Origin of the sequence: Acinetobacter sp. YH12211, from assembly GCF_013418015.1 — a bacterium.
Lineage (GTDB): Bacteria > Pseudomonadota > Gammaproteobacteria > Pseudomonadales > Moraxellaceae > Acinetobacter > Acinetobacter towneri.
The window spans coordinates 1-10,494 of record NZ_VPCW01000046.1; the positions used below are offsets into that span (position 1 = coordinate 1).

The 10,494-nt window shown below is 38.8% G+C and carries 13 protein-coding genes, 1 tRNA gene and 5 pseudogenes; 15 read left to right on the forward strand and 4 right to left on the reverse strand.

The features are described from left to right. From FTU98_RS13200 to FTU98_RS13210, 3 genes are all read right to left on the reverse strand, one after another. Positions 1 to 886: IS66 family transposase (locus FTU98_RS13200; RefSeq protein WP_257220055.1), on the reverse strand; the 886-nt coding region annotated here is incomplete at its 3' end. 116 nt (positions 887 to 1,002) lie between these two features. Next, positions 1,003 to 1,338 carry an IS66 family insertion sequence element accessory protein TnpB gene (tnpB, locus tag FTU98_RS13205; RefSeq protein ID WP_180051538.1) on the reverse strand — a complete coding sequence of 112 codons (336 nt, stop codon included), beginning with the start codon at positions 1,336 to 1,338 and terminating at the stop codon, positions 1,003 to 1,005. Continuing rightward, on the reverse strand, positions 1,335 to 1,694 hold the full coding sequence (locus tag FTU98_RS13210) for a transposase (RefSeq protein WP_180051546.1): 360 nt from the start codon (positions 1,692 to 1,694) through the stop codon (positions 1,335 to 1,337). The genes tnpB and FTU98_RS13210 overlap by 4 nt, the downstream gene beginning before the upstream one ends. Before the next feature lie 164 nt (positions 1,695 to 1,858). Here FTU98_RS13210 and FTU98_RS13215 point away from each other — a divergent pair, with 164 nt between their 5' ends. The 5 genes from FTU98_RS13215 to FTU98_RS13235 all read left to right on the forward strand — a co-directional run bounded on the left by FTU98_RS13215 (position 1,859) and on the right by FTU98_RS13235 (position 5,274). Continuing rightward, positions 1,859 to 2,335 carry a hypothetical protein gene (locus tag FTU98_RS13215; protein WP_180051539.1) on the forward strand — a complete coding sequence of 159 codons (477 nt, stop codon included), beginning with the start codon at positions 1,859 to 1,861 and terminating at the stop codon, positions 2,333 to 2,335. Positions 2,336 to 2,458: 123 nt separating this feature from the next. After that, entirely contained in the window at positions 2,459 to 3,217 is a 759-nt protein-coding gene (locus tag FTU98_RS13220) for a hypothetical protein (protein WP_180051540.1), read from the forward strand. A gap of 151 nt (positions 3,218 to 3,368) precedes the next feature. Beyond that, a complete protein-coding gene (locus tag FTU98_RS13225) occupies positions 3,369 to 4,301 on the forward strand; it encodes an IS5-like element IS17 family transposase (RefSeq protein WP_081401976.1) in 933 nt (310 codons plus the stop codon). Between the two features lie 2 nt (positions 4,302 to 4,303). Beyond that, positions 4,304 to 4,771: a GIY-YIG nuclease family protein gene (locus FTU98_RS13230; protein ID WP_257220054.1), complete on the forward strand. Its 468-nt coding sequence runs from the start codon at positions 4,304 to 4,306 to the stop codon at positions 4,769 to 4,771. 427 nt (positions 4,772 to 5,198) lie between these two features. After that, positions 5,199 to 5,274 (forward strand) — tRNA-Gly (locus FTU98_RS13235). Positions 5,275 to 5,518: 244 nt separating this feature from the next. Here the strand turns inward: FTU98_RS13235 and FTU98_RS13240 are convergent. Beyond that, on the reverse strand, positions 5,519 to 5,767 hold the full coding sequence (locus tag FTU98_RS13240) for a helix-turn-helix transcriptional regulator (RefSeq protein WP_180051541.1): 249 nt from the start codon (positions 5,765 to 5,767) through the stop codon (positions 5,519 to 5,521). Between the two features lie 116 nt (positions 5,768 to 5,883). On the opposite strand from FTU98_RS13240, the gene FTU98_RS13245 reads away from it, so the two are divergent. The 10 genes and pseudogenes from FTU98_RS13245 to FTU98_RS13285 form a co-directional block, all read left to right on the forward strand. Then, positions 5,884 to 6,093: a hypothetical protein gene (locus FTU98_RS13245; RefSeq protein WP_004644831.1), complete on the forward strand. Its 210-nt coding sequence runs from the start codon at positions 5,884 to 5,886 to the stop codon at positions 6,091 to 6,093. Positions 6,094 to 6,105: 12 nt separating this feature from the next. Then, positions 6,106 to 7,287: an Arm DNA-binding domain-containing protein gene (locus FTU98_RS13250; RefSeq protein ID WP_180051542.1), complete on the forward strand. Its 1,182-nt coding sequence runs from the start codon at positions 6,106 to 6,108 to the stop codon at positions 7,285 to 7,287. Then, the gene (locus FTU98_RS13255; RefSeq protein WP_180051543.1) at positions 7,280 to 7,528 is read left to right on the forward strand and encodes a hypothetical protein; all 249 of its coding nucleotides are present in this window, start codon (positions 7,280 to 7,282) and stop codon (positions 7,526 to 7,528) included. Before FTU98_RS13250 ends, FTU98_RS13255 begins: the two co-directional genes overlap by 8 nt. Positions 7,529 to 7,718: 190 nt before the next feature. Further along, positions 7,719 to 8,269, forward strand: a pseudogene (locus FTU98_RS13260) (ATP-binding protein). Positions 8,270 to 8,396: 127 nt separating this feature from the next. Further along, positions 8,397 to 8,903, forward strand: a pseudogene (locus FTU98_RS13265) (helix-turn-helix domain-containing protein); the annotation flags it as partial. Between the two features lie 100 nt (positions 8,904 to 9,003). Further along, positions 9,004 to 9,189, forward strand: a pseudogene (locus tag FTU98_RS14105) (portal protein); the annotation flags it as partial. 27 nt (positions 9,190 to 9,216) lie between these two features. Beyond that, a pseudogene (locus FTU98_RS14110) lies at positions 9,217 to 9,378 on the forward strand (ATP-binding protein); the annotation flags it as partial. Positions 9,379 to 9,496: 118 nt separating this feature from the next. Further along, complete coding sequence (locus FTU98_RS13275) at positions 9,497 to 9,652, forward strand: hypothetical protein (RefSeq protein ID WP_180051545.1); 156 nt, start codon at positions 9,497 to 9,499, stop codon at positions 9,650 to 9,652. Further along, on the forward strand, positions 9,642 to 9,833 hold the full coding sequence (locus tag FTU98_RS13280; protein WP_104484722.1) for a hypothetical protein: 192 nt from the start codon (positions 9,642 to 9,644) through the stop codon (positions 9,831 to 9,833). The genes FTU98_RS13275 and FTU98_RS13280 overlap by 11 nt, the downstream gene beginning before the upstream one ends. Before the next feature lie 373 nt (positions 9,834 to 10,206). Further along, positions 10,207 to 10,368: pseudogene (locus tag FTU98_RS13285) on the forward strand (replication initiation protein); the annotation flags it as partial. Positions 10,369 to 10,494: the final 126 nt, after the last annotated feature.

Here is a 10,494-nt window from a genome sequence, read left to right on the forward strand (position 1 = left end):
CCGCCTGAACTGGATTGTACTGTGTGGTGGCATAGGCCCAGACATAACCTTTCTTCGGTTTTTTATCATTCTCACCCATCCGCATGATGGTGACCGGTGTTTCATCTGCATGCAGCACCTGCTGTTGCAGCACCACCTCTTTTAAGGCATTGGCCAGAGGTTCCAGTTCTACACCGCAGCGACCTATCCAGTCAGATAACGTGGATCTGGACAGATCAATGCCAGCCCGCTGATAGATCAGACATTGACGGTACAGCGGCAAATGATCGGCATACTTCGATACCAGCACATGGCTGAGCAGTTCAGGACTGGCAATACCTTTATCAATCACATAGGCGGGCATCGCTTGCTGAGTCAGAGTGTCACACTGATCACAGACCCATTTACCACGCACATGCTGTTCCTTATAGAACTGTGCCGGTCTGAAATGCAGTTTTTCACTGATATCTTCGCCGATACGACGTAACTGGCAGCCACAACTGCATTGGGTTGATGCAGGTTCATGCTCAATACGGATGGTGTGTAGATGATCTGGCAGTGGTCGACGTTTAGGTTTATTGGTTTTGGCTTTGTGTGTCGCTGCATTGGTTTTATCTGCATTTAGCCGTTCCAGTTCTAGATCAACCGCGGCAATATCTTCTTCAACCGCTTCATCCCACAGGTGGATTTGTTTTGCGGTGAGATGTTCGTTTTTACTGCCGAATTTATGCTGTTTAAACAGCGCCAGTTCATGCTCGTATTTTTGATTGAGAATGGAAAGATGTTGAACTTTAGAATCTAATTGCTGATTGGTGACTTCAAGATGTTGAACTTTGACATCTAATTGTTGTTTATCTTCTGCGAGTTGTTGATGCTGCATCGCCAACTGTCTGGTGAATTCTAGCAGTTGTTCATGGTGTCAACGGCTTAAGTCAGGCAGTGTATTCATGACCGCAGTATGCCTGAGGTCATGAGAAGAATGAAATAGAACGTTTGGAGAATAGCAGAATGGAACAGCCTGGTTTAAAGCATCGTCACCACCTGCTGTCGTCCAATGCGCTGCCAAGGCAAACCCTGGATTAATGCCTGTAACTGTTCCGGGTTGAGAGCTACGCTTTCACCCTGGTGAACTTGAGCCCAGTGGAATTTTCCCTGTTCCAGCCGCCGGGCACACAGCCAGATGCCCAGTCCATCATGTACCAGCACTTTCATGCGATGGCCACGTTTATTACAGAACAGGTAAGCACAATGCGGTTTGATTGAGCCAAAGGCTTTCATAATCTGCGCCATGACCGTATCCATCCCTGCTCGCATATCCATGGGCTGGGTAGAGAGCCAAATTTCATTGATACGGATCATGTTGCCAGTGCCTTGAGTAATTCTGCTAAAGCAGATATTTTCGATACTTGCCATTTCAAGCCAATTTCTGCTTTTGAGTGGGGTAAAGTAATTTGAACTTTTAACATGTCAGTAGGAGTAGGATCTAATGGTGCAGAGCAAGATAAGGCAATAAATGCAGGTTTATTCGGTAGTGGTGAGCGATCACTCCCTGGCTTAGCATCAATTAAGCGAATCCATTTGGATACAAGATTTGTATTCAATCCATGTTGCAAAGCGACTGAAGCAATTGAAACGTCCGGTGCTTTACAAGCCTGAACGATCTGCTGTTTAAATTCAGCACTGTATGTTCTTCGTTTTTTCGCAAGAGATGCGATGGATGTCTAGTGATTTGTAGTCATAAATTTTAGTCCCCACTTGTTTCTAAGTGGGGACTAAATTAAGGCTTATAGGATGAATTCAGAAGGTGTGTTCAGCGGACGCTTACAATTTTCAGTAGAATATCTATAATTAACCGAAATCAAAAACTTACACAATAAATATGACAAACAACCTACTTCAACAAAAGCTAAACGAATTTCCAAAAGCTATTTGGGTACAAATGTGCCGTGACCGTATGCAAATACTCAATCATCAAGGACAAATTGAACACACCACCCTACCCACTCAAAAATATGATCATCCACGCTCAATCATTGCAAATTTTGAGGCTGCTGAATCAACCTTAACGCAGTTAATCAAAATGAAAAAATTACCATGGTATGACCCAAGCCCAATTCTATTGTTACAAGTAAAAGAGGAATTTGAAGGTGGAATCACCTTTGTAGAGAATCGAGCATTACGTGAGCTTGGCTACAATGCAGGTGCTAGAAATGTTCTTATTTTTGATCATCAAGGGAACTGGCTCAATTCTGAAGAACAACCCAAGTCATCTCTATTTATTGGCAGTATTTACAGCAAAATCATGCTTGTGGTGGTTATCTGTATCACTATATTTTTAGCAAAAATCATTGCTTAAAGCAAAATCATTCAACCACAGCATTTGATCAAAAAGCATGGATGTTCAATGCTGTTGATATTGCCAAAAGATTGGGCATCAGCTATAAAATTTGATACATAACGCTCAATTTTTGGATTCATTGTGCTACTCACCATTATTATCATTGCTGTCATCATCTTTCTATTTTTCAATTTCTTAAACTATCAAGATTTTAAAAAATCCAGTTATTACACCCCGACTGAACTCAACAATGATAAAAAACTGTATACCGATGATCAACAAGCCATCTATTTCAATGAAAATTTAAAAAAATATGCGCATTACCATCGTGAAAGCAAAGAAATTCGGACTCAACACTGTGAACATGCTTTTTTACCCAATGCGTACTATCTCGCAAAACTTCTTGAAGACTGTTATCTGCCTCATCCTGAACGCTATCCACAATATGACCATGAAACAGCCATTATGGTTGATCGTTTTTTCGTTGCAAAAGAAATAGGAGCAAGTCTACGCTTCGAGCATTATGGCGTAGATGAAGACTGCACCAATCAACATGCAGACTATATTCCGACATGGAAACAAGTTTTAGAACAAGGCAGTGGTGATATTTTGATGGAAGGTGAAGATACGCCAATCTTAATTTTTTATACCAAAAAACTGCTTGATACGCTGCCTGATTACGATTTTTATTTTTTAGCAGACCACAGTATTGTTGCTGTGTTTAGTACAGATCGGACTTTCGACTCACGCTGTGCTTTTCATTTAGATCATCAGCTCAACTTGATTGATGTTCGAGAAGAACAATTACATGAATATGAAAAAAATAAACTGGCTCGACTCAAAAACCACCTGATTGAAGATAAATTGGTATCTTTTGAGGTATATTCAGCAACACAATAACACAACTGGCGCGAATCAAGTTTGCCATCACAGCAGGGCTATATATGAAGGGTTCTATTCTCGATTTTTCAGTCGAACAGCAATCAGGCATCATCAGGGCTTTGTTGCACAAACCTATCTGTAAAGGCTTTTTCAGCGATATAATTTTCAAATGAAGAAGCCTACACACAAAATCTACCGCACAACCAATTGGCCCGCATATAACCGAGCACTCATGAGTCGCGGAAATATTGCCATTTGGTTTGATCCTGCTACGCAATGGTATGCTCCATCAAAAGGCAAACAAGGGCGAAATCAAACCTACTCCGACGCAGCTATCCAATGCTGCTTAATGATTAAATCTCTATTCCGTTTGTCTTTACGTATGGTTACTGGCTTTGTGCAAAGTCTGATTAAACTTTGCGGATTAAATTGGACAGCACCAGATTATTCCACCATTTGTAGAAGACAAAAGCATATTGATATTGCAATCAGCTACCAAAAAAGTAGCGATGGGCTGCATCTACTCGTAGACTCTACAGGCATGAAGTTTCTAGGTGAGGGCGAATGGAAACGCAAGAAACATGGAGCTGAATATCGTCGCCAATGGCGTAAACTACATATTGGTATAGATGCCAAAACCCTACAAATACGCGCTATTCAGCTCACAACCAATAATGTCAGTGATTCACAGGTGCTTGGTGATTTACTTAATCAGATTCCACAAGATGAGCAGATTGACTCTGTTTATACCGATGGAGCTTATGACACCAAGCAATGCCGTCAGGTCATTGCAGATCGGCAAGCATATGCGGTGATTCCACCTAGAAAAAATGCGAAACCATGGAAAGATACAAAGAGTAGATCGCTAGAGCGAAATAAATTACTTCGAACAGTTAAACGTTTAGGCAGGACATTATGGAAAAAATGGTCAGGCTATCATCGCCAAAGTTTGGTGGAAACCAAGATGCATTGCATCAAATTATTAGGCGATAAATTAATGGCAAGAAGCTTTCCTAGTCAGGTGAATGAAATTCATGCACGTGTAGCAGTTCTCAACAGATTTACGGAATTAGGTCGACCACTTACCCAAGTTACGCCTTAAATTTGGCACAATTAGGGGCGCTTTGCATTTCAAATCTTTGTGCAACAAAGCCCATCGAAATTAAAAGTGGCACTATTTATGTCTTGCGAAGTAAGTCAGATAACTCATTCATTAAAGAGCATAAAGATGTCATTCACAAAATTGGTGTGACCACAAGTAAGGTCAACCAGCGGATTACTGATGCAAAGAATGATCCTAGTTATCTACTCGCAGATGTTGAGCTTGTTGCTAGCTATGGGTTACCAGAAAATATTGTGCCGCATAAATTAGAAAAGTTGATTCATAAGGTCCTACAATCAGCTCAGTTGGATATTAATATCGAAGATAGATTTGGGAAACCTGTAAAACCAAAAGAATGGTTCTTGGTTTCTCTTAACATCATTAATGACATTATTAATCATATTAAAAAAGGCTCTATTGAGACTGTTTACTACGATGCGGAAAAAGCTCAGCTAATTTCCACATCTTAGTATGAAACTTTATTGTATATATTTTCTGAGTTGAACTCCTCAAGCATGAGCTTGGTATGAAACTTTATTGTTTGTCCTAATATGAAAAATCAACCGCTTACCAAGATTTTAGTATGATACTTTATTGTCTAATTACATTAAATTTAATAAAATTATTTTGAATCACCTAAAAAATCCGCAGTCGGCTTCATTTTTAGAAATTTAGTACTGCGGATTTTTTATGTCTGATGCTTTTATTTTTCGCATAGCTGCAGCGCATTGTAAGTGATATTAATATTTTTGCAGACAATGAAAACTTTTATAAAACAAACAACCTAAGTCATTTAACCGCACTATTTTCCAAAAATGTTGTTTATTTATTCAGTCAGTACAATGACATGCAAAAAATGATTGACCCTATTTTTGCATCATGTATTATACACCGCATGCGGGAATAGCTCAGTTGGTAGAGCACAACCTTGCCAAGGTTGGGGTCGCGAGTTCGAGTCTCGTTTCCCGCTCCAGATTCAAAAAGCCCCCATCGAAAGATAGGGGCTTTTTTTGTTGATTTTAATAAATATTTTTATCAATCAAAAAATCTGATACATAAAAAAGTAAGTTAACAGAATATTACATTTGGAATTAGTGACCAAATGGTGACCAGAAAGTGACTCAACTTTTTTACTCGCTATTTCCTGTTCTGGGCTGAATCTAATTGATCAAGCCTTTTTTTGTAATTACATAAAAAATTAGTGATTATGTATCTTATTATTCCTTGCTTATATCCTTATTATTTCCCTGCACCAATGTATGATTTGTTCGCTCAAATATAAATAACTCTCCAACCTGTATATCTAAAAAATCACATACCCTATCAATAGTATCGAAATCTATTCGTGTCAAATCACCATTATAAAGCTTATGCAATGTCGTTTTATTAATACCAGTACCACGAATAAGATCCGCGACTCTCATCCTTCTTTCAGCCAAAAGAGTTGGCAGTTTACAAATAATCACAATAAATTCCTCTAATCCGATTACTTTTTAATTGCATTTAAGCAATTTTAGGGGTAATTTACCTTCAAGGATGCAATTTATCCCTACATCCAATGAAGTTTTACAGGAATATGATTATGACATACACCTACATGACAGCCCAACAGTTGGCTGAAAAAATTCATTACGACCCACGTACCATCCGTAACCAACTTAAGGACAGTATTTTCCTTGAGGGCATTCATTACATCCGCCCATTCGGTGGACGCAAAATTTTGTTTGTTTGGGAACGTATTGAAGAAGATATGTTGAAGTTCACAAGCCTAGGGCTAACTACTTTGCAATAAGGAGTACGGCATATGGCTAATATTCAGGAACGTTATGGAAAGCTCGTTGTTGACTTCCGCTATCAAGGTGTTCGTTGCAGAGAAACAACTAGTCTCGAAGCGACAACACAAAACCGTAAACTACTCAAAAAACGTTTAGAGCAGCTTGAGGCAGAAATCACTTTAGGGACGTTCGAGTATGCAAAGTATTTTCCTAAAAGCAAACGAGTTGCACAGTTTAGTGAGATACAGCAACGTAAAGCTGTACTGAGCTCATCAACACCCCTATTTAAGGATTTTGCGCATATTTGGTTTGATGAGAAAAAAATTGAATGGCGCAGTTCCTACCAGGAAAAGGTACTGATTATTTTAAATAATTATTTGATCCCTGCATTAGGCCATCAGTGCTTGGATCAGATAAAAAAGCCAGACTTGCTTGAATTCCGTTCCTCTCTCGCCAAAGTGAATTACGGTTTAAAGCAAGCAAGTCTGAAGGCGTCCAGAATCAATCAGATCATGACTCCTTTACGTATGATACTTAATGATGCAGCGGAACGATACAATTTTGTTTCGCCATATAAAAATATTAAGAATCTAAAGGAAAGTCGCATTGATGTAACACCTTTCACTTTACAGGAAGTACAGAAGATCTTAGAGACTGTACGCGATGATTTTAAACCGTACTATACCGTTCGCTTCTTCACAGGTATGCGTACCAGTGAAATTGATGGGTTACGGTGGCATAACGTCAATTTTCAACGTCGCGAAATCTATATCAAAGAAGCTTTGGTCAACGGCAAACTTGGTGATACCAAAACCTATGGATCAGACCGTGTCATCCAAATGAGTGAACGAGTGTATCAAGCTCTTTTAGAACAAAAGAACATTGTCAAGAGTCGCTCTGAATTCGTTTTTTCTATGCGAAATGGCAATCCATTGGACTATCGCTTAGTGAATCGACGTGTATGGCATCCATTATTAAGATTTTTAGGTCTTAAAAGTCGTCGTGCATATCAAACACGGCATACTGCAGCGACATTATGGCTCTCAGCTGGGGAAAACCCAGAATGGATTGCCAAACAATTGGGGCATTCAACCACTGAAATGTTGTTCCGTGTTTACAGTCGCTATGTTCCTAATATTACCCGTCGTGATGGCAGTGCTTTTGAGCTCATGCTTGAAAAGTTAAAAGACATGGAGAATGAGTATGACTAAATCATTCTTTGGCGGTGTTGTGGTGTCACAGGAAGCTGATGCAGTGGCGAGAGAGCTCATTCAGGAGTTTCAAATTCCCAAACTACACAACCTCGCTTTTATGCTAAACGTAAACAAATGTTTTGATGACCATCAAGCTTTAAGGCTTTGGTTGCAACGACAGCTAGATGATGGACAGGCTGATTATGGAAATTTGGCAAAGAAAGCCCGCCTCTACTTAACCAATCTTGCTTACTCATAAATCAAAAAACTAAGGTCATCTAATTGATGACCTAAACCTTTTACACCAATTAAAAGGTAGAAAAATGAACAATAATTTTCACTTTGGAATCCGGTCTATATCGGTGATCTCCAATAAAAATATGATAGTCCTTTTGAAAGAAGCAAAGATTTTTATTTTAAAAAATAAAAATGGACTTAGGAGAATAACCATGAATCCCGTGTTTAAAGCACTCCAAATACATGCAGAAGCATCAGACGTGTGCCCTATACATCAAATACCTGTAATGGAAATTGTTGGTCATAAGCTATGTAAATTATGTGCGGAAGAAACTGTACACCAATCACAGGTAGCTTATGAAGCTGAACTACAACAGCGTTTACTACAACAAAAAATCAAAAATTCAGGTCTAAATAAACGCTATATTAACCAAGGGGGTCAGTTTTTAAATGCCATTAGGGGGTCATTTTTACACTGCCGCTAACATCACGTTCTGAAAATGAAGTAATCAACCATTTTTCAAGTTTTGATTTACTGGTTATTGATGAATATGGCTTGCATGATCGGCATGAGAAACGTTTGGAAATGGTGCATAAAATTTCATATAGTCGCTATGACAGTATGAAATCTACCCTTCTAATTTCCAATTTTACATTACAGAATATGCAACAGGATTTAGGTGTCAGATTATGGTCACGCTTACATGAAAACACTTTGATTGTAGTGCCGTGTTATTGGGATGATCACAGAATTACTGGATAATAGAATCTCTGCCAAAGCCTCTTATCTGTATTAGTTCAGACTTGATCGTACATTCTTCTTGAAAAAGAGAAAGTTACCCGTTTTGATAAAGGTGTCGAAATCTTAATCAAACAAAGGTAACTTTCTTATGTTGCATACTAACAATCAAATCATTAAACACAAAGTAGGTCTGCTCAATTTAGCTGAAGAGCTTCAGAATGTATCCAGAGCATGCAAAGTGATGGGTGTTTCAAGAGATACATTTTATCGCTATCAAGAGTTAGTGAAGTCTGGTGATATTGACGCACTGATCAATAAATCCCGTCGAGTACCAAATTTAAAAAACCGAGTAGATGATGCTACTGAACAGGCTGTTATTGATTTCGCATTTCAATATCCCGCATATGGTCAGCACCGTACGAGTAATGAATTACGCAAGAAGGGTGTATTCGTTTCAGGGAGTGGGGTTCGCTCTATATGGCTTCGTCATGATTTAGAAAACTTTAAAAAGCGTTTAAAAGCACTTGAGGCTAAAGTGGCACAGGATGGTATTGAATTAAATGATCAGCAGATTGCGGCACTTGAACGTAAGCATGAGGATGACGTTGCTTGTGGTGAAATCGAAACAGCTCATCCAGGCTATTTAGGCGCGCAAGTAATGTAATTAATACAGCTAATAATACAGGTAACAATAATTCGAGTAACACGAAAACAGGGGCTTAAAGAGATTGGACGCACAACAACTATTAAAGCGTTTGTCTCAACTTAAATCTGAACGTGTAAAACATGAAAGCCATTGGCGAGATTGTTATAAATATTGCGCTCCTGAACGTCAGCAAAGCTTCCAAGACGTAACAGCATCAGGACTATCACAAGAACGAAAACAAGCAAGAGCTGAACTGTATGACACAACAGCCTGTGAAGGTATTCAACTCTTAGTCTCAAGCGTATATAGCGGTACAACCTCACCTGTTAGCTTATGGTCTAAGTCGTTTGCGGATGATGTTACGTTGACCGCTGCGATGTTAGATCGGTTATTGCATCACTTTCATGTGGTACAAATATCGGGTGAGAGTTATCGTTTGAAGGATAAAAAAAGAATTGGGATTCAGCCCCAGGTTGAAATTTAATACGAGATCAAAGGGGTCAATTTTACTTTGCCATTTGTAAGGTAAAAGGGGTCAATTTTAGAATGCCGTTGACAACGTACCTAAAGAAGCACTTCGTACAGAAGATGAAATAGCAGAATTGAGACAGCTTAAACAACAGCAACAACAAGCGATGCAAGAACAACAACAGCAACAAGCTCTAATGTCAGAAGTAGGTTCAACAGCTATGGATATAGCAAAAGACCAAGCTAAACAGATGACACCAGAAGAGCTAGGAGCAATGCTTGAACAGTAATAAATATCACAGAGTCTTTACAAGTGAAGAAGGAATACAGGTACTAGATGAACTCATTATTTTATTCCACGTACCACTAGCATTTGATAAAGACTCAGCAACTCAGACAGCCTTTAATCTAGGACAACAGGATGTAATTAACTTCATCTTGGCACGTATTAAAGAAGCTGAAAATAGTTAGAATCCTAAAAATTTTAAAATAGGTTCAAAGAAGTTAGCTATGCTCTTAGCAACGTAGTTATATGCATCTTGGATTTTGATAAGCACATAGCACAACAGTAGAAAGCCACCAATAAAAAACCAAAATTTGAAATAGACACCTGGACTATCAATCTTCGGATCATAGCGTGGATCTTTATTAGGATCGTACATAATATCCCTGAGAGCTAATACAATATTTAGATACTAGCTCAATCAAATTTTGAAATATAGGGATAAAAAATACTAATAAGAATAAAAAAAGAGAAAAAAAGAATGACAGACAACTTAGAAAAACCGTAAGCGTCCGCTGAATCCCATACCAATTTTAATGAACCGTACCGGGTTTGTCGGAGACTTTTTCATTCAAACCTAAGCAACCTGTGGATGCAATTACGCATAATAAACCTAAGAAATTGACAGATAAACAGATTCAATTCTTTGCCAACAAGCTAGCTCACCATGATCCATTTGCAAGCAAAAAAGCTGCAGTAGGGGAAAGCTATGCTGATCTAGAGTAAGCGTCCGCTGAACACACCTTCTGAATTCATCCTATAAGCCTTAATTTAGTCCCCACTTAGAAACAAGTGGGGACTAAAATTTATGACTACAAATCATCAGACATCCATCGCATCTCTTGCGAA